The following is a 23,163-nucleotide window of genomic DNA, read 5'->3' as shown; positions in this document are numbered from 1 at the left end:
ATATTATGATTAAAATTCTGTTTTTTATGCTCTAAGATAAGCGCTCCAAACCACGCTAAACATGGTTTAAAATATCACTTTATAAAAAATAGGTTAAAATAATTGAGATAATATTAATTTTATGTTGATTTTTTCTTTGATATAAAATATTATTGATTATTTTTGGTAAACCAATCTGGTTACCCAATTTGGTTACCCAGATTAAATTTTTAAATCACACAGTTAACAAGAAGATTTTAAGTGCTTTATTATTTTGAATTAGTCTTTAAAAAAAATTACGGTATTGCAATACTCGGAAATCGAACGTATTGAAATTAGAATTAGTTTGTTTAATTTGTTTGTAAAAAGGCATACTGCCAACAGCTCTATTAGCAGCGCCGGAGGGTGCTGTTAAAGAGACTGTTTTAATCGCTCTTCCTTCATACACAAAACTATGAATACGGGGCACCTCATCACAGTCTACTTGAAGAGACAATCCATAACTTTTTAAGTGTTTTCTAAAAAAATATTCTGGACCATTTTTACTATTGCCACCGGTAAATAATAGCGTCCCGATTTTAGGATACTTTTTTAAATAGCCTAATACGTCACGTAGTTCTATATTTTTCATACCTAGGTCCGATGCATCTATTTTCTCTCGTTCGGCACTTTTTACAATATCACAAACCCCAATACCTCTAGATTTTAAAAAGTGTTTACGTTGCAATACGGCTTCATCTGTAGTTTCAAATTTTAATTGCAAATCGAAAATAGTATTCAGAATAGGCCATAGCAGTCCATCTATACTGCCGTAACAAAAATTAACATCGCCAGGTTTTAATTCGCCTATAGAAAATCTTGGTGGCGGTAACGTGCCCACTATTAACTTGGTGGCATTTTCTGGAATAAATGGTGCATAAGGATGCCGATGCTTAAACATTGTTTTTGTAGTTTTATCTAAAATTAATACTTTAAAAGAAAAACAATGGCTAGAGGAGATAAAAAAACCAAACGCGGAAAAATTAACCGAGGAACTTACGGAGTAAGACGACCAAGAATTAAGAAAAAAGTACGCACAGAAGATAAAATTAATATTGACAAAGATGCCACAGTAAAGCGTTAATTACTGCTTTACTTGTTCTCCAAAGCGTTTTCCAAATTTGTAAGCGATAAAAATGGTCGCCACAATTATGGCAATTGTGCTAAAAACATACAGTGAATACAGTAAAACATCGTCTTTAGAATTAAAACAAAACTCTGAAGACAAACACGCTTCTAACTTTTTCTTAGAGCCTATCGTTAGTGATATACTTGCTAAAAATGTGACCAAAATTACCGACACTATATATTTTGCAGTCGATTTCTTTGCGGTTTTACCCGTTGGTTTAAATGCTTTACGTTGTTCTTCAGATCGTTTATTATCTTGTAAAGACCAACTCTGTTTCGGTTGAGAATTGCTCATCGTATCTGTAGTTTTCGTAGTTAAAACCTTTTAAATCTTCAAGGGTTTCTGCATTGGTATCAATAATATAACGTGCCATTAAACCTCTAGCTAATTTCGCATAGGTTGCAATCATTTTATATTCTCCATTCTTAAAATTTTTAAAAGTTGCCGTAATAACAGGAACTTTTAAAGATTTTACATCTACCGCTTTAAAATACTCATTACTGGCCAAGTTTAAAAACAATTCACCGTCTTTCAAATCATCATTCAAAGCGTTAACTATAGCTTTTTTCCAGAATTCGTATAAATTCTTTTTGGTACCAACAGGTAATTTGGTCCCCATTTCTAAACGGTATGCTTGAATTAAATCGAAAGGTTTTAAAACCCCATATAATCCTGATATAATTCGAACCGTATTTTGAAGTTTTTCTAATTTAGCTTCAGGAATAGTATAAGCGTCGAATCCACGATACACATCGCCACTAAACGCATAAATGGCTTGTCTGGCGTTATCGGCTGTAAACGGTAATTCCCACTCCTGATTTCTCTGATAGTTTAGCTGACCTAAATTATCAGAAATTTTCATTAGTTCAGATAACTCTTTAGCCGACTTCTTTTTTACAACCTTGTTTAAACGTTCTGCTTCTTTTAAAAAGATGCCTTCTGTAGACACATCGGTTGGTAATTTACTTTCGAAATCTAAAGACTTGGCTGGAGATATTACTAATTTCATGGATATGGGATATTATAATGCAACGTTTTAATTAATCTTAACTTTAAGATTATTCAAATTTACAATTCTAACTATTCAAGAATTATAGATAATTACTGTTATTTCTTATTTAACAATAATCTTTTCTTATATCTATTCGGAATCTTGATGCTTCACATAATGTTGCCATTTCTCGATACACTGTTGCATATCTTCTGGAATCTCTGTATTAAAGCGCATAAACTCTTTAGTTCTTGGATGCTCAAATCCTAGGGTCTTCGCATGCAGTGCTTGTCTTGGTAAAATTTTAAAACAATTATCTACAAACTGCTTATATTTAGTAAAAGTAGTTCCCTTTAAAATTTTCTCTCCACCATAACGCTCATCATTAAATAAGGTATGTCCAATGTGCTTCATATGTACACGGATTTGGTGTGTGCGTCCTGTTTCTAATTTACAAGAAACCAAAGTCACATAACCTAGACGCTCTAATACTTTATAGTGTGTTACGGCTGGTTTTCCTTTAACTGCATCGTCTCCAAAAAACACAGTGTTTTGAAGTCTATTTTTAGGATGGCGACCAATATTACCTTCTACAGTACCTTCTTCGTCTTCTACATTCCCCCAAACAATAGCTACATATTCACGTTCGGAAGTCTTTTCGGCAAATTGTAACGACAAATAAGCCATAGCTTCTTCTGTCTTCGCAACCACCAACAATCCGCTTGTATCTTTGTCTATTCTATGCACCAAACCTGGACGTCCAGAAGAATTTTCTGGAAGATTATCGAAATGATAAATTAAGGCATTTATTAAGGTCCCAGAATAATTTCCGTGACCCGGATGAACAACCATTCCCGCTGGTTTATTTACCACCAACAAATCGTCGTCTTCGTAAACAATATCAATTGGAATGTTTTCACCTACAAGTAAATTCTCGTATGGTGGATGGGCAAAAAGCACTTTTATAACATCGTTACCTTTTACTTTATAATTAGATTTAACAGCAACGCCGTTAACAAAAATATTTCCAGATTTTGCAGCCGCCTGAATTTTACTTCGGGTGGCGTTTTCAACAAAATTCATTAAATATTTATCTATTCGAAGTGGCGACTGGCCTTTTTCTGCTGTAAACGCATAATGTTCGTAAAGCTCGTCTTCTGCCTCTTCGTTTTGTGGTGTGTAATCACTCATAATTTAATTTGGTCTATTACCGTTTCCTAACACTAAATCTATTTTAGAGGTTTTAGGTAACATATCGCCTGGCTTTATTTCTTCTCCGTCGTGAGACACTTCTAAAACCATATCTTTTCCAATATTGTCAACATACCTAATGGTTCCCACTTGAAAACCTAAGGCTTCTAAAGTTGGTTTTGCCTGACGGAATGTGCGATCTGTTAATTCTGGCACTAACACTTTTCTATATCCCGACGGGTTAAGTGTAATGTATATTTTTCTATTTTCTTTAACCTTAAATCCTGCTTTAGGATCTTGCTCTATAACAGCAAATTTAGGATAGTCTGGATTGTAATTTGCAGAATCCTGAATCTCCATAACTAAACTGTTTTCTTCTAAAGCAGCTTTTGCCACAGAAATTGAATTTCCCGTTAAATCCGGAACTGTTTCAAATTCTCCATGGTTGGTGGTACTGTCTAACCATTTCAACATTAAATAACTAATCACAAAAATAGCGACTACTGCCAAGAGTAAATTCAGAAAAAAAGTTTTACTCGTAAGAAATTTTATTAAGCTCATGAAATAGAATTTGATTGGCAAAGATATAAAAACCGTTCTGTTTTTACTTTTGATTAATAAATGATATTTTAGCTAAACGATTATTTCTTTTAATTGTTATGATTATGAAAAAAAATATTGCCATCGTAATGGGTGGTTATTCTAGCGAATATGAAATCTCTTTAAACAGCGGGAACGTTGTTTATCAATCACTTGACGCATATAAATATAACGCATATAAAATCCATATTTTTAAAGACAAGTGGGTATATGTAAATGATGACAATGAAGAATTTTCTATCGATAAAAATGATTTTTCGGTAACTATTAACGCACAAAAAATCACATTCGACTGTGTTTTCAATGCGATTCATGGATCGCCTGGCGAAGACGGGTACCTACAAGGGTATTTTAAACTTATACATATGCCACAAACCAGTTGCGATATGTATCAGGCTGCGGTGACTTACAACAAACGTGATTGCCTAAGTATTTTAAAGCCTTATGGTATAAAAACTGCAGAAGCATTCTATCTTAATTTAGGAGATGCAATAAACGAAGACGCTATAATTCAAAAAGTAGGTCTACCATGTTTTGTTAAAGCAAATAAAGCAGGAAGTAGTTTTGGGGTCTCTAAAGCGTATAAAAAAGAAGACTTAAAAGCAGCTATCGATGTAGCCTTTAAAGAAGATGATGAAATTATAATTGAATCGTTTTTAGATGGCGTCGAAGTTTCTGTAGGCGTGATTACCTATAACGGAGAAGTAAAAGTTTTACCCATTACAGAAATTGTAAGTGAGAATGATTTTTTCGATTATAAAGCCAAATATTTAGGACAATCGCAGGAAATTACACCTGCACGACTAACGGCCGAACAAGAAGAAAAAGTAAACACGCTAGCCCAAAAAGTATACACTGTTTTAAAAATGAAAGGATTTTCTAGAAGTGAGTTTATCTTTAAGGATGGAGAACCTCATTTATTAGAAATTAATACCGTTCCAGGAATGACTAAAGAAAGTATCTTACCGCAACAAGCCGCTGTGGCAGGGATCTCTTTATCGGATTTATTTGGAAGTGCCATTGAGGATGCTTTAAAATAAAAAATCGTAAATTCACACAAACACCTATTTTATAATCTATGAAACGTGCCATTTTCCCAGGATCTTTCGACCCTTTAACCTTAGGACATTACGATATTATTACTCGTGGTGTAAAAGTGTTTGATGAAATAATTATTGCTATCGGAATTAATTCTGATAAAAAATATATGTTCTCTTTAGAAGAACGTCTGCAATTCATTAAAGACACGTTTAAAGACGAACCAAAAGTAAAAGTAACAACCTACTCAGGTCTTACAGTAGATTTTTGTATAAAAATGGATGTTGAATTTATTTTAAGAGGACTTAGAAATCCAGCCGATTTTGAATTCGAGAAAGCCATTGCACAAACCAATAGAAAACTTTCGGAAATAGAAACAGTATTCCTCCTAACCTCATCTAAAACCTCTTTTATAAGTTCTAGTATTGTTAGAGATGTAATACGGCATAACGGAGATTATACGCTCCTTGTACCGGATAGTGTAAGAGTAAAAAAAGCGCCATAATTGGCGCTTTTTTTATTAAAATTTATATTCTGAAAGTGGTTTAGGAAAATCCTCTGGATTCGCCGCCAAGTGATATCTCGGATCGTGAACATCTTCAATAATAACATCCTTAAACTTAGGATTGGCTTTGTACATTAAAATTTTACAATCTTCACTTAAATGCTTTAATTTAATAGATTTTCCTGCTTCTTCATATTTATTTACAATAACAGTAATAGCTTCTACAGCAGAATGATCACTAATTCGAGACTCTACAAAATCGATATAAACTTCGTCTGGGTCGTTTTTAATATCAAACTTCTCGTTAAAGGCTGTTATAGAACCAAAAAATAGTGGTCCCCAGATTTCGTATGTTTTAATTTTTCCGTCTTCAGTAAAACGTTTTCTAGCTCTAATCTTTTTCGCATTTTCCCATGCAAAAGCAAGTGCAGAAATTATGACCCCAACAAACACCGCTATTGCTAAATCGAAAAATACGGTTACCACAGAAACGATAACAAGTACAACGGCATCAGAAACTGGAATCTTTTTCATAATTCGTAAACTAGACCAAGCAAAAGTTTCAATAACCATCATAAACATTACACCCACTAGAGCTGCAATGGGTACTTGCTCGATATATTTATCTGCAAATAAAATAAAGGTAAGTAGTGTGATGGCCATCATTACACCAGACAAGCGTCCTCTACCTCCAGCATTAATATTAATTACAGTTTGTCCAATCATACCACAACCTCCGGTTCCTCCAAGTATTCCACTTAGCATGTTTCCGGCTCCTTGTGCTACACATTCTCTGTTTCCATCACCTCGCGAATCGGTTAATTCGTCTACAAGATTCATCGTCATTAAGGTTTCTATTAATCCTACAGAAGCCGCTAAGAATGCATATGGCGCAATAAATTTTAAAGTATCTAAATTAAATGGTAAATGACTCCAAAGTTCTCCGAGATTAAGTTTACTAGACAATTCATCGAAACCGTTTAATCCAGCACCTCCTCCATCTCTAATAAAGTCCCCAACATTAATAGAATTAAGTCCTCCGAAAATAGAAATTAAAGTCACGATTAAAATAGCTGTTAAAGCGGCAGGCACCTTTTTGGTTAACTTAGGTAATCCCCAAATAATAAACATGGTTAATAAAACCAAGCCAATCATAATATAAAGCTTATTGCCTTCCATAGTCGATTTTACAACTCCGTTATCCTTGACAGCATAAAAACCATTGTCCTGAACATTAAATACAACTTTCTTGGTATTGACATCGAAAACTTGATTATCGGACATGATAAACACTTCTTCTCCTGTGGCAATATTGTTAATAGATTGACCATCTATAGAGAACAATTGACTACCAGAAATTAAATCGGTAACGACATTATCGTTCACATTATATACCAATTCTTTACTCTCGGTTTTTCGCATGTTTTGTCCGAAAATATCTTTTGTATTCTCTTTAAACATCCCCAATTGTGCCATAAAAATAACAATGGCCAAACCGTTAACAAACCCAAGCATTACGGGATGCGGAATTAAACGCACAAATTTTCCAAGCTTAAAAATTCCTGATAATATCTGAATAACTCCCATTAACACAACAGCAGCCAGCAAATAGAAGTATCCCATATTTTCTACGGGCGTATCAAACAAGAGGCCTTTAGCATGTCCCTCCTGAATCATATGCACAAAAATAACAGCAACTGCTCCGGCTGCACCAGAAATTAAACCAGGTCGCCCACCAAAAAGTGCAGAAACTATTCCTATTATAAAGGCACCAAAAAGGGCTACAATTGGACTAATTTGAGCAACAAAGGCGAAGGCCACAACCTCAGGAATCATGGCTAACGACACCGTTATACCTGCCAACACATCATCCTTGGCATTTGGCGTTATTTTTCTTATAAAATCTGTCATGTTTCTATTTTTTAAAGGCGCAAAAGTACAGTTAAAATAAGTATACGCAAGTTCTTGCAATGATAATTTCATTAAGTTTGGCGCAAAACTATTAAGAATGAAATATTTCGCTTACGCTTTCCTTACCCTTCTACTAACGAATACGTTACATGCGCAAACCCAAAACAACTTCCTGACACATTTCGAAAAAAGTAATGGTTTAGAAACCGCTACCTACGATGAAGTTATTCAATTTTATAAAAATTTAGCCACAACTTATCCTCATATTTCTATAGAAACTATGGGCAAAACGGACTCAGGACAGCCCTTACATGTGGTGACTTTAAACTCTGATGCCATTTTTAATTTTTCTGAAATTCGAAAAGAGAAACGCATTCTACTCGTTAATAACGGTATTCATCCTGGAGAAAGCGACGGTATAGACGCCACAATGATGCTGTATCGCGATATTGTTCTAGGCAAAGTAAACATGCCAAAACATACAGTCTTAGTTACTATTCCTGTGTATAACATTGGCGGAAGCTTAAATCGAAATTCGACAACAAGAACCAACCAAAACGGACCCGAAACCTATGGCTTTAGAGGAAATGCAAGGAATTATGATTTGAATCGCGATTTTATAAAAAGTGACACTAGAAACGCAAAAGCTTTCGCTGAAATTTTTCATACCGTTCAACCTGATGTGTTTATAGATAATCATGTGAGTAATGGTGCCGATTATCAATATACCTTAACACATTTATTTACGCAACACAACAAACTTGGTGGTCATTTAGGGAACTATTTACATACTAAAATGATGCCTGAACTGGAACAAAATTTAGCATCGAAAGATTGGGACATCACCCCGTATGTGAATGTCTTTAATCAAGTTCCAGAGGTTGGTTTTAGTCAGTTTATAGATAATCCAAGATACTCTACAGGTTACACCGCGCTATTTAATACTTTAGGTATGATGGTAGAAACCCATATGCTTAAGCCCTACAAACCTAGAGTTGAAGGGACTTACGAACTCATGAAAAGCATGATTGAACTCATTGAAAGAGATTACAAGATTATAAAAACCTTAAGAGCAGAAGCAAACCAAGCGTTCTTAGAAGCTGAAACTTACGATTTAAATTGGACGATAGACACCACTAAATTCTCGACCTTACAATTTAAAGGATTTGAAGGCGAATATATAAGCAGTGCGGTTACGGGATTAAAACGTTTAAAATACGACCGTTCTAAACCTTTTACTAAAGCAGTTAAATATCAGAACTACTTTAAGCCCACAACTAAAGTCTCCATCCCAAAAGCTTATATAATTCCGCAAGGTTGGTATTCGATTATTGAATTGCTGAAATTAAATCAGGTAGAGATGACGCCATTACAAGCAGACCAAACATTTACGGTTGAAACCTACCACATTGCAGATTTCGACACTAAAAAAGAGGCTTACGAGGGGCACTATTTACACTCCAATACAACGGTGACTTCAACAACAGAAACCTTACAATTTAGAGCGGGCGATTATTATATTGAAACCCGTCAACCCGCAATTCGTTATCTTTTAGAAACTCTAGAACCTCAAGCTGTAGACTCTTTCTTTAACTGGAATTTCTTCGACACCATTCTTCAACAAAAAGAAGGATTTTCGCCTTACGTTTGGGAAGATTTAGCTTTAGAACTGCTAAACAGCAATGCAGAGCTTAAACAGGAATTTGAAGCCAAAAAACAATCAGATAAAGCCTTTTCCGAAAACTGGTATGCCCAATTAGATTGGATACATCAGCACAGTAACTATTATGAAAAAGCACATAAACGTTACCCTATTTTTAGGGTCAATTAAAAACAGTTATTTACAAAAAATTCCATTTTAAAACCTTTTGTTACGTGAAAATACATAGAAAGAAAAAGATAATTAAATATCTGAATATACTAGACCAACCTATTAAATTCAATCCCTTTGTGTTTAGTTGGTCGTTTTTACTTTGGGCGGTGTTAGGGCTTATTGGTGGTATTACCGCAGGAATTTACTGGATTGTTTTAGAGTTCTTGACGCATCAGGTTGCCTTTTTTGAAGGTTGGCAAGTTATTCCTGTTATGACCATTGGTGGTCTTTTAGCAGGATTAGTTATTCATTTTATTGGAGACCCCGGAGAAATTCAACTTATTGTAAACAACATTCGTTTTAATAAAGGAAAATTAAATCCAAAGAATAATCCCTCGATGATTTTATCGTCATTCTTTTGTATTGCCTCTGGCGGAAGCTTAGGTCCGGAAGCACCATTGGTGCAAGTAACCGGTTCTATAGGAACTTGGTTAGGAAAAATATTTCGACTAAAAGGAGAAGCCTTACGCTCCTTGAGTATTGCAGGAATGGCATCTGGGTTTACAGCATTATTTGGAGCACCTCTTGGTGGTAGTTTATTTGCACTAGAAATTTTACATTACAAACATGCTGTAGAGTATTACCGCGCAATTATTCCCGCACTTGTTGCTAGTAGTTTTAGTTATATCGTGTTTGCTTTAATTGTTCATCTTGGCCTGGGTCCTACTTGGAATTTGTCCGCTTACGAGTATTCTGGGATTTTCGATTTTGGTTATGCCGTCTTATTTGCAATTATAGCAACAGCTATTGGTTGGGCTTTTATTTATTGTGTAAAATTCTTTAAAATAGTGTTCGAAAAACGACCAATTCCTATTTACATAAAAACATTAATTGGCGGATTACTTTTAGGTATAATTGCCTATTACATTCCAATTACTCGCTATTTTGGTCATCACGAAATTAACGAGCTTATAACCGAGCAATTTCCTTTAAAATTACTATTCGTTATCTTAATTTTTAAAATCATTGCAATTGCCATAACTGTCACTTCGGGATGGCGTGGAGGTTTTATTATTCCCTTATTTTTTGTAGGCACCACTTTAGGTTTAATTATTCATCAATTTATACCATCGGTAAGTTTAACCTTAACTATTGTAAGCTGTATGGCTGCGATAAATGCATGTGTAACACGAACTCCAATGAGCACCACAATTTTACTAACAACCCTTACTGGATTTGGACATTTAATTCCTATTTTATTTGCGAGTTTAACCGGATATTTTCTAGCACCAAAAATTCCATTTATAAGCGCACAAAAGCATCAGGATTAAGACATTAAAATAATTATAAAAAAAAGTCTCGTAGTGTAAATCATAATTAAAAATAATATACATTTGATTCAAATTTATATCGCTATGCAGCGCTTTCGATGAACAAGTATATTGTTGTCAATCAACCTGAAAAATGGAATTTTTCGATTGAGAATATTAAAGTAATATCTTCACAAGAGTACCTTACTAACCCAGAATTTTCGCTACTAAAAAAAGCTAGGATTTTTAACTTATGTAAAGATTACTCTTACCAATCTAAAGGCTATTATGTTTCGCTTTTAGCAGAGGCACGTGGACATTTACCAATCCCGACGGTTAAAAATATTGTCGATTTAAAAGCTTTAAAACTGGTACGTATTGTTTCAGACGAATTTGACGATACCATACAACAAAGTTTAAAGAACATAAAGTCGCAAGAATTTACGCTGAGTATTTATTTTGGACAGAATGTGGCTCAGAAATATAAAGAGTTAAGCTTGTTGTTTTACAAACATTTTCAGGTACCATTTTTACGGGTTAAATTTAATCATACTACCAAGTGGAACATTCAGAGTATTAAAGCGATTTCGGAATCTGAAATTCCTGTTGAGCACTTAGATAGTGTTCAGGAATTTGCGAATCAGTATTTTTCGAAAAAACGTTACGATATTCCTAAGTTAAACAAAAGTGATTTCGATTTAGCTATTTTGGTAAACCCCAAAGACCCAGCGCCACCGAGTAATGCTAAGGCGTTAAAAAAGTTTATCGATTTAGCCGAAAAGATGAATATTTATGCCGAAATCATCGAGCCTAAAGATTTGTCGCGCCTATCGTCTTTTGATGCTTTATTTATTCGTCAAAGTACCGAAGTGAATAACGAAGCCTATGCCTTTGCTCGAAAAGCTCAAAAAGAAGGAATCGCTATTATAGATTATCCAGATGCTATCTTAAAATGTTGCAATAAAGTGTATATGGCCGAAGCTTTACAGAATGCAAATATAGACACACCAAAAACCATCATTGTACATAAAGACAACAAAAACCAAGTGTTAGAAAGTGTAGGATTACCGTGTGTATTAAAAGCACCGGACTCGACATTCTCCTTTGGGGTAAAAAAAGCTAAAACCGAAGCCGAGTATAAGACGTTAGTTTCTGAAATGCTAAAGGAATCCGACCTTATTATTGCACAAGAATTCTGTCCGTCCGATTACGATTGGCGTATTGGAATTTTAGACGACAAGCCTTTTTATGCCTGTAAGTATTATATGGCAAAAGGCCATTGGCAGATTTATAACTGGAATGCCAAAAAGAAAGACGACCAAGATGGCGATGCCGATTGCTTACCTATTGAACAAGTGCCTAAAAACGTATTAAGAATGGCAATAAAATCGGCTAAACTTATGGGTAAAGGCTTATATGGCATAGACATAAAAGTGGTAAATAACCAACCTATGGTTATAGAAATTAACGACAACCCAAATATCGATTTTGGTGTAGAAGACGCGTATTATGGTGATTTGGTTTACACCGAAATTCTTTCAGCATTAAAAAAACGCTTAGATTAAAATGAATAAAAAATATCATCTTTTTGATGTTTACGGAATTGAACTAGAATATATGCTAGTACATCAATCCGATTTAAAAATTGCTCCGATTGTTGATACGCTTTTAACTAAAAAGAAAGGCAAATTAACTTCGGATATTGTGAATGGAAAAATTGCATGGAGCAACGAATTGGTTGCGCATGTAGTAGAGCTTAAAACCAACGGACCTACAAAAGATTTAAATGGTTTAGCTTCGCTATTTCATGAAAATATTAAGGAAATTAATGCCATTTTAAAACCGTTACAAACCAAATTATTACCAACGGCGGCACATCCTTTTATGAATCCGAAAACAGACACAGAACTTTGGAAACACAGTTATAGTGAAGTTTACGAATTATACAACCGTATTTTTAATTGTAAAAATCACGGATGGAGTAATGTGCAAAGCGTGCACATAAACTTGCCGTTTTTTGATGATAAAGAGTTTGAAAAATTACATGCTGCCATACGTATTGTATTGCCTTTAATTCCTGGATTAAGCGCGAGCTCTCCTATTTTAGAAGGCAAATTAACCGGTTTTAAAGATACCCGCTTGGAATATTACAAAACAAACCAGAAGGAGATTCCTGAAATGGCAGGCCTTATTATTCCGGAACGTGTATTTACCAAACTCGATTATTATGCTACCATTTTTGAACCAATAAAAAAGGCAATAAAACCGTTTGATACACAAAACGTTTTAGATCACCACTTTTTAAACTCTCGTGGTGCCATTGCACGCTTCGACAGAAATGCCATTGAAATCCGTTTGGTCGACATTCAAGAATGCCCTAAAGCAGATATTGCTATTTGCGCGTTAATTATTGCGACTTTAAAATTATTAGTCAACAAAAAATTATCGTCTTTAGCGACTCAAAAACGTTGGGTAAAGGAAGATTTATTTGTGATTTTGGATGATGCCATTACACATGGAGAAACATCGGTAATTAAAAATTTAGATTATTTAAATGTGTTTGATATCGAGGATGAAACAACCATACAAAATGTTTGGAAACACCTGTATGCACTGGCTAAACCAAATATTCATAAATCGCATTATCAAGCCATAGAAACTATTTTAAATGAAGGCACTTTAGCAACACGAATAGAACGCGCTTTAAAAAATGATTGTTCTCAAGAGCAAATTTTAGGCGTTTACGAATCTTTGGCAGATTGTTTAGAGAACAATACGCAATTTATATCATGAAACTCCTTTTAACTTGCGAGCATGGCGGAAATACAATTCCTAAAATGTTTGCAGATATGTTTAAAGATAATAAAACCACGTTGCAGTCGCATCGTGGTTTTGATATTGGTGCTTTAGATGTTTTTAACTATTTAAAACCACTTTCAGATTATTCTAATTTTAGCACAACTAGCCGTTTGTTAATCGAATTAAACAGATCGTTACATCATAGACATCTATTTTCAGAATTTTCTAAATCGATTTCTCCATTACATAAAGAACGACTAATTGAACGGTATTATAAAGTATATAGAAATTCTGTGGTACAATATATATCGAAAAACATAAACAAAGGAGACGTTATACTGCACGTATCGGTGCATAGTTTCACACCTGTTTTAAACGATATAACACGACATTGTGATATTGGATTATTATATGATCCTATAAAAGCTGAAGAATCGCAATTCTGTAAGCATTTTAAATCGGAGTTACATTTAGAAAACCCAAATTTAAAAGTGCGATTTAATTATCCGTACCGGGGTACCGCAGATGGATTTACAACCCATTTACGTCGGTTATTTCCGGATAACTATATAGGAATCGAGATTGAGATTAATCAGAAATTCGCATCCAAAAACAGTATGCCTTCAAGTTTAAAACACCAAATGTATTCAGCTTTAAAAAGTAGTATAATTAGATAAGCGGACGAATATTAGCATAGGAATTTTCTAAAGCCTGAATGGCTTCAACTTCATTTAACCATTCAACTTTGGTAATCCCTTCGTTAAGTTGTGGCCACAGGTTTCCTTTAAATTCTGTAGACATTTCGAACCAATGTGTAACTTTTATTTTATACTTCCCATTACGCTTAAAAATATGGTAAGTGGTATGTAAAGGTTTAGTAATTTTTAAACCAGTAACACCTGTTTCCTCCTCTACTTCTCGCAAAGCGGTTTCCTCGATGGTTTCTTTAGCCTCAGCTTTTCCTTTAGGCAAGTCCCATTTGTCGTTTCTATAAATAAATAAAATGTTACCTTCTTTATTGTATACTTTCCCTCCACCTGCAACGACATTAGGCAACTTCTTTAAAAATTTCTTAAGAAGTTTATCAGGATTCTTATGAATTAATCTTACCTCGTTTAAAGACGTATTGTTTAATTCTTTTATAACTTTGCCAATATGAACGGTATCTAATAAGTAATTCTTAAAATGTGTTTCTTTCTCAACCAAGGTGGTTAAAACGATTGGCTTCTCGTTGACAAAAATTTTATACATGGTAAAATTATCCTATATTATTTGCAGTAAAAGTATAATTTTTTAAAGCAAACCTATTAACTTTAAAAAAATAATTTTAATACACAAGAACTATTATTTTAATTAATGTGTAATTTTGTATCTATGATTTTTAACAAACATACCGCTCGAAAAACTGCTGAGGTTTTACTGCAAGTAAATGCAATAAAACTTAGCCCTAGTGCTCCTTTTACGTGGGCCTCTGGATGGAAGTCTCCTATTTATTGTGATAATAGGATTATATTGTCGTTTCCACCAATTAGAAATTACATACGTGAAACTATGGCTAAAGATATTGAAAAGCAATATGGCAAACCCGATGTTATTGCAGGAGTTGCTACTGGTGCTATTGGTATTGGAATGCTTGTTGCCGAATATTTAGGTCTGCCATTTATTTATGTAAGACCTGAAGCCAAAAGCCATGGTAGACAAAATCAGATTGAAGGTTTTGTTCAGAAAGGACAAAATGTTGTTGTGGTCGAGGACTTAATTAGCACAGGAAAAAGTAGTTTAAATGCTGTTAGAGCCTTAAGAGAAGCTGGGCTTAACGTAAAAGGTATGATCGCTATTTTCACTTACGGTTTTAATGTTGCTAGTGAAAATTTTGAAAAAGAAAATGTAACGCTTCAAACCTTAAGTAATTACGAAAGTTTAATAGAACAAGCTGTCGAAACCAATTATGTTTCCCAATCTGAGGTAAAAACATTAACCGACTGGAATGCGAATCCAAGCGAATGGAACGCGATTTAATTACTAGAAACAAAAAACACAATCATGAATTTAGAATCTCCAAAAGTAACTATAGATAAATCGTCTCAGGAGGTATTCGATTTTCTATCAGATATTAAAAACTTTGAAAAGCTAATGCCTGATAACATTAGTAAGTTTGAAATATTAGACAACGATAAGTTTTTATTTGCCTTAAAAGGTATGCCTGAAATAGTACTAAAAAAGAAGGAAGTCGTTCCTCCAAATAAAATAGTTCTAGGTGCTGCAGGAGGAAAAATAGATTTTTCTTTAGTTGGTCACATTAATGAAACCACAGATGGTAAAAGTGATGTGCAACTAAAATTTGAAGGTGATTTTAATCCCATGATGGCCATGATGATTAAAGGCCCTATTTCGAAATTTATTGAAACCCTAGTCACTAAAATGCCACAAGCAGTTTAATATAATAAGGTTAATTCCTTTAAATCAAACTCTTTTATAATTTCATCCTCTAACAGCACTTTTAAATTACCAAATTCTGTAACACCGAGGATAAATCCACCAAACATTAAACCTTCTGCATCTAAAAATGTCGAAGGTTTATTTTTTTTAAACAACACACTTTCGTACTCTACTTTAATTTTATCGTATTGCCCCGACTCTAGCCAAGCAAAACACTCTTTTAATTCGATAAGAATATGATGAAGCACTTCGTCCAAATGAAAAATGCGTCCTGTTTTATTTACAATAGAAGATGCCTTGGGTAAACCTTTAAAATTGGTTTGATTTACATTTACTCCAATTCCCAAAATACTATCCCTTAATCCGCTTTGCGTCACTATATTTTCGATTAACACTCCACATATTTTTTTGTTGGCTGACAATATGTCGTTAGGCCATTTAATCTGAACTTTAGGCAACATAAGCTTTTTAAAAGCCGTATATATGGCAACAGCGGTGACCATACTAATGTAAAATTGCTTCTCGACAGCTAAAAAAGAAACATCCTTAAACACACTAAACATAAGATTTTTAGCAGGTTCAGACTCCCAGACCGTTCCCATTTGGCCACGTCCCATAGTTTGAGTATTTGCAACAACAACAGTATAATCTTCCAACAATTCACAACTACTTAATTGCTTCAAATACGTATTTGTAGAATCGATGGCATCAAGTTTGATTATAGGCATTTGTAATATTTATATAGGCAGGATGAAAACTTCTGCAATTTTTAAAGTATAAAGAACTAAAAAATAATAACTTTGTACAAATTAAATCAAATTAATGGCGAAAGAAAACACAAATTCAGACCTACTTATTTCCACTATCCTAAGTGGAATTGAAGATGTTAAGGGAAAAGAAATAAGTATTTTAGATTTACGTGAAATTGAAAACACGGTTTGCGACTACTTTATAGTGTGTGAAGGTAGTTCTAATACTCAAGTTAATGCTATTGTAAATGCTGTTCAGAAAAAAGTGAGCAAAGAGCTAAAGGATAAACCTTGGCACGTAGAAGGACAAGATAATGCCGAATGGGTACTAATGGATTATGTAAATGTTGTAGTTCATGTATTTCAGAAACATATACGCGAGTATTACGACATTGAAAGCCTTTGGGGTGACGCAAAAACAACTTTAATTGAAACTAACTATTAATAATATTTAATGGCAAACGACAAAAAAACTCCAAATAAGAAACCTAAGTTAAATCCATATTGGATTTACGGAGCAATCATAGCAATTTTTATCGCAATTCAGATTTTTAGCAGTAGTAGTTTACAAGACTCTACAGCTACGACTCCATCAGATTTTATGACATATCTGAAAAATGGAGATGTAGAAACTGTAGAAATTGTAAATAAAAGAAAAGCGGAAGTTTTTCTTACAGATGCAGCATTACAAAAGGAAGAGCATAAAAACTCTAAACCTTCAACGTTACTGCCTACTGCAACGAAATTACCTAATTATAGTTTTGAATTTGGAGATTTACAAAATTTCGAAAATCAAGTTAATTCTACAATACAAGATTTCGATTTAAACACAGCAGTAAATTATAAAACCGAACAAAATTTAATGGGCGATTTCCTTCTTGGAATTCTTCCTTTTATCCTTTTAATAGGAGTTTGGATCTTTATTATGCGTAGAATGTCTGGCGGTGCTGGTGGCGGTGCTGGCGGTCAAATCTTTAATATCGGAAAATCTAAAGCTAAATTATTCGATCAGAATACAGATGTAAAAACATCGTTTAAAGATGTTGCTGGTTTAGAAGGTGCTAAAGAAGAAATTCAAGAGATTGTAGACTTCCTTAAAAATCCTGAAAAATATACGTCTTTAGGAGGTAAAATCCCAAAAGGTGCTTTACTTGTTGGACCTCCAGGAACAGGAAAAACGTTATTAGCTAAAGCCGTTGCTGGTGAAGCTAAAGTACCGTTCTTCTCTCTATCTGGTTCAGATTTCGTAGAGATGTTTGTTGGTGTTGGTGCATCTCGTGTAAGAGATTTATTCAAGCAAGCAAAAGAAAAATCCCCTGCAATTATTTTCATTGATGAAATTGATGCTATTGGACGTGCAAGAGGAAAAAATAACATGTCAGGTTCTAACGACGAAAGAGAAAACACGTTAAACCAATTATTAACAGAAATGGATGGTTTCGGAACTAATACAAATGTAATTGTATTAGCTGCAACTAACAGAGCCGATGTTTTAGATAGCGCTTTAATGCGTGCTGGTCGTTTTGACAGACAAATTTTTGTTGATTTACCAGATATTAGAGAACGTGAAGAAATTTTTGAAGTGCATTTAAAGCCAATCAAAAAATCTGAAAGTCTAGATACCGATTTCCTAGCAAAACAAACTCCAGGATTTTCTGGGGCAGATATAGCTAACGTATGTAACGAAGCAGCTTTAATTGCCGCAAGACAAGGTAAAAAGGCTGTAGACAAGCAAGATTTCTTAGATGCTGTAGACCGTATTGTTGGTGGTTTAGAAAAGAAAAACAAGATAATTACACCTAGCGAAAAGAAAGCTATTGCTTATCATGAAGCTGGTCACGCTACTGTAAGTTGGATGTTAGAACATGCAGCGCCACTTGTAAAAGTAACTATTGTACCACGCGGACGCTCATTAGGTGCGGCTTGGTACTTACCAGAAGAGCGCTTAATTGTTAGACCAGAACAAATGTTAGACGAAATGTGTGCGGCTTTAGGAGGTCGTGCTGCAGAGAAGGTAATATTTAATAGAATTTCTACTGGAGCATTAAGTGATCTAGAAAAAGTAACTAAACAAGCGCGAGCTATGGTTACGGTTTACGGATTAAGTGATAAAGTAGGAAACCTAACCTATTACGATTCTTCTGGACAAAACGAATATGGTTTTACAAAACCTTATAGTGAAAAAACAGCAGAACTTATAGACAAGGAAATTTCGGATATCATTGAAAATCAATACCAAAGAGCCTTAAAACTTCTTGAAGATAACAAAGACAAACTTACTGAGTTGGCTGATGTTCTTTTAGAAAAAGAGGTGATTTTTAAAGATAATCTTGAAAAAATATTTGGGAAACGTCCTTTCGATCCTGAATTAAAACCCCTTTTAGATAAATAAATTATTAAGTACCAAAGCTTAATAACACGAAAAATCTTAAATTAATCGTTAGGTTAGTTTAAGATTTTTTATCTTTGAAGAACCCCGAAATAATACAGATTAATAGCAAAAGTCTTAATGAGTCTATTTAGAAAACTTTTTGGTTCCAAATCAAACAAATCAGAAGAGGAAATACAATCTGAGGAAAGAGGCAAATACATGCCTGAAATTAATTTACCCATAGACGAAAAGTTTACCATAAACTTTAAATCTAATGGTGGTAAGTTCTTGTATTGTGAAAATTTAGATGAAATTTTCCAAACCTTAGATTTTATTATTGAAGAAAATAATTGGGAAGACAAAAAGATTCTTTTTCTAGATAACGAATTAAAAAAACGTTTTGGCTCTTCTAGTTTAAATTTAGCCAAACCTAACGATACAGATGCAACTTATTTTTTAACAAGTTGTGAAAATTTAATTGCAGACGATGGTTCTTTGTTAATTACATCTAAACAAATCGCGGAAAAGAAATTGGTAGACTTGCCTGACAACTTTATAGTATTCGCAACAACAAGTCAGATTGTGGCCAGTATTGGAGAAGGATTACGTGGTATTAAATCTAAAAATACGCAACGCATCCCTACCAATATCACTACCATAAAACATTTCAAATCGGTTGAGGAAAAAAACTTCATGACCTACGGAAGTAATTCAAAAAATCTTTATTTGCTTCTTTTAGAAGACCTCTAACATGAAAGAAATTGTTACTAGAGCTATATTTGGTCTGATATATATAGTATTACTTATTGGATCCTTATACAACGAACACGCATTAGCGGTACTGTTTTTTGTTTTCGGAATTATTTCTATAGCTGAATTTAAAAAGCTAATAGAATTTCATGCTTTTTATCCTTTTGGCATATTTATCTTGATCTATTTTGGTTTCGGATATTGGCATATGTTTTCTCCAGAATTAAAAGGCTTTCATGAAGCTACACAAATACTACTAGTACTCTCAATCTTTGTCAATTTATTTCTTATAAAAGATTTATTTTCAAAAAAAGGGATTCCGGTATATAAATTTAAACGTTTCCTTTTAACCAGTTTTTACCTTTCTAGTTCATTTATTTTCTTTCTATTAATAGCAAGATTTGGTAATGAATATAACCCAAGCATCCTTCTCGGATCCTTTATCTTAGTATGGGTAAACGATACGTTTGCCTTTTTAGTTGGGAAGAATTTTGGGAGGCAAAAATTATTCGAAAAAATATCGCCTAAGAAAACTGTAGAAGGCTTTATTGGCGGTCTATTTTTTGCTTGTATTGCTAGCTATTTTATTGCTACCTTTACCCACTCATTAAACTTTACACAATGGCTTATTTTAGCTATTATTGTAAGTGTTTTTGGAACATTAGGCGACTTAGTAGAATCTAAGTTTAAACGCCAAGTTAATGTGAAAGATAGCGGTGTTATAATGCCAGGACATGGCGGATTAATGGACCGATTAGACAGCATTATTTTTGCAGCACCATTCATTTATTTATTTTTAAGACTTATAGATTATGTTTCATAAGGAAGGTTTCAAAATTATTTTAATCACTTTTATAGCAGTGGTTATTTCGTTTTTAATCGTCGATAATTTAGTATCCATCTTATGGTTGCGATACATTTTGTTTTTTACGCTTTTAATCTTCTTAATTCTTATCTTACAATTCTTTAGAAATCCTAAACGAAATGGAATTCTTAGCGAAGATCAAGTATTATCTCCTGTAGATGGTAAAGTGGTAGTTATTGAAGAAGTTTTCGAAAAGGAATATTTCAATGAAAAACGACTACAAGTAAGTGTATTTATGTCGCCTTTAAATGTACATGTTACACGATATCCTATTGGAGGAAAAGTTATATTTAGTAAATACCACCCTGGCAAATTTTTAGTTGCTTGGCACCCAAAAGCGAGTGAAGAAAACGAACGCACGACTGTAGTTGTAGAAAATAACAAGCACGTAAAAGTATTACACCGCCAAATTGCAGGAGCATTAGCGAAACGTATTGTAAACTACGCTAAAGTGGGCGATGTTGCTGTTCAAACTAGCGATTCTGGATTTATAAAATTCGGATCTAGAGTAGATTTATTTTTACCCCTTGGAACAAAAATTAATGTTAGCCTTAACCAGAAAGTTAAAGGTGGGGAAAGTATTATAGCAGAATTATAATATGACTTCTGAAGAATTAGATATTGACTTTAGAGATGCCGTAGAACGCATCAATAATCTTCCGGGACCTTTTCCAGCCGATTTTCTTTTGCGCTTGTATGCCTATTATAAAAAGGCAACAAACGACTATGGACGGCCTAGCTCGGGGAAACCCATTATAAATGCATTTAAGACGAATGCATTATTCCAAGTTAAAGATATTACACAAGACGAAGCGAAACGCATTTACATTGATCTTGTAAATAATTATTTTTTATACAGAAAGTAGCTCCTAAGAACTACTTTCCATATAAAATTTATAAGCTTTAAATGCTATATTTATTTGTTATCTAAAACAAATTCTAAAGGTTGCCCTGTAGCTCCATTAGGAAAGCTTATTCCCAACATTCCTGAAATGGTTGGAGCAATATCTATAATTTCTGTTTTTTGCAAAGTACTTCCATGCTTAATTCCTTTTCCGAAGAATAATAACGGAACATGTGTATCATAGTTTAAACCAGAACCGTGTGTAGAACCTGTCTTACTATAAGAGATTACTGCTGGATTATATTGGTAAAGCACATCTCCAGATCGCTTCTGATTATATCCGTTTTTAAATAAACGCTGTACCCCATCTGTGTATCCTCCATTGCCAATTTCGGTTGCAGGATAAGCCACATAAACATCTTTAAGAGTCATTAGTTTGTTAGCAATCTCCTGCTGTACACTTCCTAAATTTAAGTTTAACTGATATACTTTTTCGCGATTTAAAAAAATCTGGTTATTACTAATGTTTTCGACTAAATCTGAAGCTCCATATTTTTTAGCCATAAAACTATTCAGGTTGTCTTTAAATTCATCCTTACCAAAGTATCCTGCTGGTACATTATGAGAATGTAAATAAGAAGGTACATCTACAGCACCGTGATCGGCTGTTAAAAATACGGTATATTCACCTTTACCAACATAACTATCCAAAATCTTAAACAACCGCTCTAAATCTTGATCTAAACGTAAGTAAGTATCTTCTACTTCTTTCGAATTCACTCCAAAGTTATGTCCAACATAATCTGTAGAAGAAAAACTAACTGTTAAAACATCGGTTACATCATCCTTACCTAAGTCTTCTCCTTTAATTGCTGCTATAGCGAAATCTGCTACTATACTATTACCGTAAGGTGTTGCTTTAATAATATCAAAACCTCCATTAGTTTTGCTAAGTTTTTTTAAATCATATGGAAAAGTTGCAGTTTCTTTACCTTTAAAACCACCTTCAAATTCATTTAGATCGCTACCGCTTTCTGTATAATTTTTAATATTGTAAAGCGTGTTCCAATCCTTTAAATACGATTTTGCAGTCTTAGATGAATTAAATTTTGTTACCCATTTAGGTAATTCTTCTTGATAATAGGTGCTCGAGATAAAAACACCTTCGTCTTTACCATGAAACCAATACGCTGCATTTGCGGTGTGACCTGCTGGTAAAATGGCTCCTCTATCTTTAATAGAGATTCCGATAGTTTTACCTTCCATTTGAGTGAATAATCTATTTTCATCTGCAAATGTGGTTGTAAGCATACGACTCGGAGACATTTTCCCTGCCGCATCTTCTGTTCCTACAGGAGTTACATTTTCATCACCCGCACAATAAACACTACTTTTATTTTCTTTATCGTACCAATTATTACCTATAATACCATGATTAGCAGGAGTGGTACCTGTATAAACAGAAGCATGTCCTGGTGCTGTATAGGTTGGAATATAATTAAAGTGATTATTCTTACAGTTAAAACCTTCATCCATCATGCGCTTAAAACCACCGTCGCCATATTTATTATAAAATCGAGTTAAATAATCGTAACGCATTTGGTCTACTACGATACCAACCACTAACTTTGGTTTTACGTAGATTTTTGAAGACTCAGTGTCTTGAGCTTTTTGAGCGAAGCCTGCAACATAAAGCAAACAAGCTGTAAAAAGTAAAATTGAATTTTTCATTAACATTATTTTATTTATAAAAACAAAATTAAGATTTTAAAATCTTTCTTAACTTAAATAATCATTAAATAAGTTAGAGTATTTATTTACTTTAGCACTTACAAAATAT

Annotated in this window: 25 protein-coding genes; 16 read left to right on the top strand and 9 right to left on the bottom strand. The window is 33.8% G+C overall.

Annotation, left to right across the window (positions count from 1 at the left end; genetic code table 11):
• Positions 1 to 265 precede the first annotated feature (265 nt).
• Positions 266 to 919 carry a uracil-DNA glycosylase family protein gene (locus tag AC0UBM_RS09510; protein ID WP_475688446.1) on the bottom strand — a complete coding sequence of 218 codons (654 nt, stop codon included), beginning with the start codon at positions 917 to 919 and terminating at the stop codon, positions 266 to 268.
• A 45-nt stretch (positions 920 to 964) separates the two neighbouring features.
• Between AC0UBM_RS09510 and AC0UBM_RS09505 the strand changes: the two genes are divergently transcribed.
• Positions 965 to 1,102 (top strand): 30S ribosomal protein THX, encoded by a 138-nt coding sequence (locus AC0UBM_RS09505; RefSeq protein WP_414036091.1) that lies wholly within the window; start codon positions 965 to 967, stop codon positions 1,100 to 1,102.
• Here AC0UBM_RS09505 and AC0UBM_RS09500 read toward each other — a convergent pair whose 3' ends face one another.
• The 4 genes from AC0UBM_RS09500 to AC0UBM_RS09485 all read right to left on the bottom strand — a co-directional run bounded on the left by AC0UBM_RS09500 (position 1,103) and on the right by AC0UBM_RS09485 (position 3,890).
• A complete protein-coding gene (locus AC0UBM_RS09500) occupies positions 1,103 to 1,441 on the bottom strand; it encodes a hypothetical protein (RefSeq protein ID WP_414036092.1) in 339 nt (112 codons plus the stop codon). It lies immediately after the preceding gene.
• Positions 1,398 to 2,156 carry a peroxide stress protein YaaA gene (gene yaaA / locus AC0UBM_RS09495; protein WP_475688445.1) on the bottom strand — a complete coding sequence of 253 codons (759 nt, stop codon included), beginning with the start codon at positions 2,154 to 2,156 and terminating at the stop codon, positions 1,398 to 1,400. Before yaaA ends, AC0UBM_RS09500 begins: the two co-directional genes overlap by 44 nt.
• 132 nt (positions 2,157 to 2,288) lie before the next feature.
• Entirely contained in the window at positions 2,289 to 3,329 is a 1,041-nt protein-coding gene (locus tag AC0UBM_RS09490; RefSeq protein WP_475688444.1) for an RluA family pseudouridine synthase, read from the bottom strand.
• Positions 3,330 to 3,332: 3 nt separating this feature from the next.
• Positions 3,333 to 3,890 carry a PASTA domain-containing protein gene (locus AC0UBM_RS09485; RefSeq protein ID WP_414036095.1) on the bottom strand — a complete coding sequence of 186 codons (558 nt, stop codon included), beginning with the start codon at positions 3,888 to 3,890 and terminating at the stop codon, positions 3,333 to 3,335.
• Positions 3,891 to 3,994: 104 nt separating this feature from the next.
• Here AC0UBM_RS09485 and AC0UBM_RS09480 point away from each other — a divergent pair, with 104 nt between their 5' ends.
• Positions 3,995 to 4,969, top strand: coding sequence for a D-alanine--D-alanine ligase (locus AC0UBM_RS09480; RefSeq protein WP_475688443.1), 975 nt, complete (start codon positions 3,995 to 3,997; stop codon positions 4,967 to 4,969).
• A gap of 38 nt (positions 4,970 to 5,007) precedes the next feature.
• Positions 5,008 to 5,472 carry a pantetheine-phosphate adenylyltransferase gene (gene coaD, locus AC0UBM_RS09475; protein WP_414036097.1) on the top strand — a complete coding sequence of 155 codons (465 nt, stop codon included), beginning with the start codon at positions 5,008 to 5,010 and terminating at the stop codon, positions 5,470 to 5,472.
• Positions 5,473 to 5,487: 15 nt separating this feature from the next.
• On the opposite strand, the gene AC0UBM_RS09470 is transcribed toward coaD, so the two are convergent.
• Positions 5,488 to 7,383, bottom strand: a complete 1,896-nt coding sequence (locus AC0UBM_RS09470) for a SulP family inorganic anion transporter (RefSeq protein WP_414036098.1) — start codon at positions 7,381 to 7,383, stop codon at positions 5,488 to 5,490.
• 97 nt (positions 7,384 to 7,480) lie between these two features.
• On the opposite strand from AC0UBM_RS09470, the gene AC0UBM_RS09465 reads away from it, so the two are divergent.
• The 5 genes from AC0UBM_RS09465 to AC0UBM_RS09445 all read left to right on the top strand — a co-directional run bounded on the left by AC0UBM_RS09465 (position 7,481) and on the right by AC0UBM_RS09445 (position 13,982).
• Entirely contained in the window at positions 7,481 to 9,214 is a 1,734-nt protein-coding gene (locus tag AC0UBM_RS09465; RefSeq protein WP_475688442.1) for a M14 family metallopeptidase, read from the top strand.
• A gap of 44 nt (positions 9,215 to 9,258) precedes the next feature.
• Positions 9,259 to 10,527: a chloride channel protein gene (locus AC0UBM_RS09460; RefSeq protein WP_475688441.1), complete on the top strand. Its 1,269-nt coding sequence runs from the start codon at positions 9,259 to 9,261 to the stop codon at positions 10,525 to 10,527.
• A gap of 98 nt (positions 10,528 to 10,625) precedes the next feature.
• Entirely contained in the window at positions 10,626 to 12,071 is a 1,446-nt protein-coding gene (locus tag AC0UBM_RS09455) for a RimK family protein (protein ID WP_038527414.1), read from the top strand.
• Position 12,072: 1 nt separating this feature from the next.
• The gene (locus tag AC0UBM_RS09450; RefSeq protein WP_475688440.1) at positions 12,073 to 13,299 is read left to right on the top strand and encodes a glutamate-cysteine ligase family protein; all 1,227 of its coding nucleotides are present in this window, start codon (positions 12,073 to 12,075) and stop codon (positions 13,297 to 13,299) included.
• The gene (locus tag AC0UBM_RS09445; protein ID WP_475688439.1) at positions 13,296 to 13,982 is read left to right on the top strand and encodes an N-formylglutamate amidohydrolase; all 687 of its coding nucleotides are present in this window, start codon (positions 13,296 to 13,298) and stop codon (positions 13,980 to 13,982) included. Before AC0UBM_RS09450 ends, AC0UBM_RS09445 begins: the two co-directional genes overlap by 4 nt.
• Here the strand turns inward: AC0UBM_RS09445 and AC0UBM_RS09440 are convergent.
• A complete protein-coding gene (locus AC0UBM_RS09440; RefSeq protein WP_414036103.1) occupies positions 13,975 to 14,556 on the bottom strand; it encodes an NUDIX hydrolase in 582 nt (193 codons plus the stop codon). The two genes, AC0UBM_RS09445 and AC0UBM_RS09440, sit on opposite strands and share 8 nt — an antisense overlap.
• Positions 14,557 to 14,679: 123 nt before the next feature.
• Between AC0UBM_RS09440 and pyrE the strand changes: the two genes are divergently transcribed.
• Entirely contained in the window at positions 14,680 to 15,324 is a 645-nt protein-coding gene (pyrE, locus tag AC0UBM_RS09435) for an orotate phosphoribosyltransferase (protein WP_414036104.1), read from the top strand.
• 24 nt (positions 15,325 to 15,348) lie between these two features.
• Positions 15,349 to 15,744 carry an SRPBCC family protein gene (locus tag AC0UBM_RS09430; protein WP_414036105.1) on the top strand — a complete coding sequence of 132 codons (396 nt, stop codon included), beginning with the start codon at positions 15,349 to 15,351 and terminating at the stop codon, positions 15,742 to 15,744.
• On the opposite strand, the gene AC0UBM_RS09425 is transcribed toward AC0UBM_RS09430, so the two are convergent.
• Entirely contained in the window at positions 15,741 to 16,472 is a 732-nt protein-coding gene (locus tag AC0UBM_RS09425; protein WP_475688438.1) for a biotin--[acetyl-CoA-carboxylase] ligase, read from the bottom strand. The genes AC0UBM_RS09430 and AC0UBM_RS09425 overlap by 4 nt on opposite strands.
• Before the next feature lie 94 nt (positions 16,473 to 16,566).
• On the opposite strand from AC0UBM_RS09425, the gene rsfS reads away from it, so the two are divergent.
• The 6 genes from rsfS (at position 16,567) to AC0UBM_RS09395 (ending at position 21,345) form a co-directional block, all read left to right on the top strand.
• Entirely contained in the window at positions 16,567 to 16,938 is a 372-nt protein-coding gene (gene rsfS / locus AC0UBM_RS09420) for a ribosome silencing factor (RefSeq protein WP_414036107.1), read from the top strand.
• 9 nt (positions 16,939 to 16,947) lie between these two features.
• A complete protein-coding gene (gene ftsH / locus AC0UBM_RS09415; RefSeq protein ID WP_414036108.1) occupies positions 16,948 to 18,885 on the top strand; it encodes an ATP-dependent zinc metalloprotease FtsH in 1,938 nt (645 codons plus the stop codon).
• A 117-nt stretch (positions 18,886 to 19,002) separates the two neighbouring features.
• The gene (locus AC0UBM_RS09410) at positions 19,003 to 19,614 is read left to right on the top strand and encodes an LUD domain-containing protein (protein ID WP_382384007.1); all 612 of its coding nucleotides are present in this window, start codon (positions 19,003 to 19,005) and stop codon (positions 19,612 to 19,614) included.
• A gap of 1 nt (position 19,615) precedes the next feature.
• Complete coding sequence (locus AC0UBM_RS09405; RefSeq protein WP_475688437.1) at positions 19,616 to 20,437, top strand: phosphatidate cytidylyltransferase; 822 nt, start codon at positions 19,616 to 19,618, stop codon at positions 20,435 to 20,437.
• Positions 20,427 to 21,077 (top strand): phosphatidylserine decarboxylase family protein, encoded by a 651-nt coding sequence (locus AC0UBM_RS09400; RefSeq protein ID WP_475688435.1) that lies wholly within the window; start codon positions 20,427 to 20,429, stop codon positions 21,075 to 21,077. Before AC0UBM_RS09405 ends, AC0UBM_RS09400 begins: the two co-directional genes overlap by 11 nt.
• Position 21,078: 1 nt before the next feature.
• Positions 21,079 to 21,345 (top strand): acyl-CoA-binding protein, encoded by a 267-nt coding sequence (locus AC0UBM_RS09395; RefSeq protein ID WP_414036111.1) that lies wholly within the window; start codon positions 21,079 to 21,081, stop codon positions 21,343 to 21,345.
• 50 nt (positions 21,346 to 21,395) lie between these two features.
• On the opposite strand, the gene pafA is transcribed toward AC0UBM_RS09395, so the two are convergent.
• A complete protein-coding gene (pafA, locus tag AC0UBM_RS09390; RefSeq protein WP_475688434.1) occupies positions 21,396 to 23,054 on the bottom strand; it encodes an alkaline phosphatase PafA in 1,659 nt (552 codons plus the stop codon).
• Positions 23,055 to 23,163: the final 109 nt, after the last annotated feature.

It is taken from the genome of Formosa sp. F44, assembly GCF_056238645.1.
This window is presented reverse-complemented; position numbering and strand designations above follow the sequence as displayed.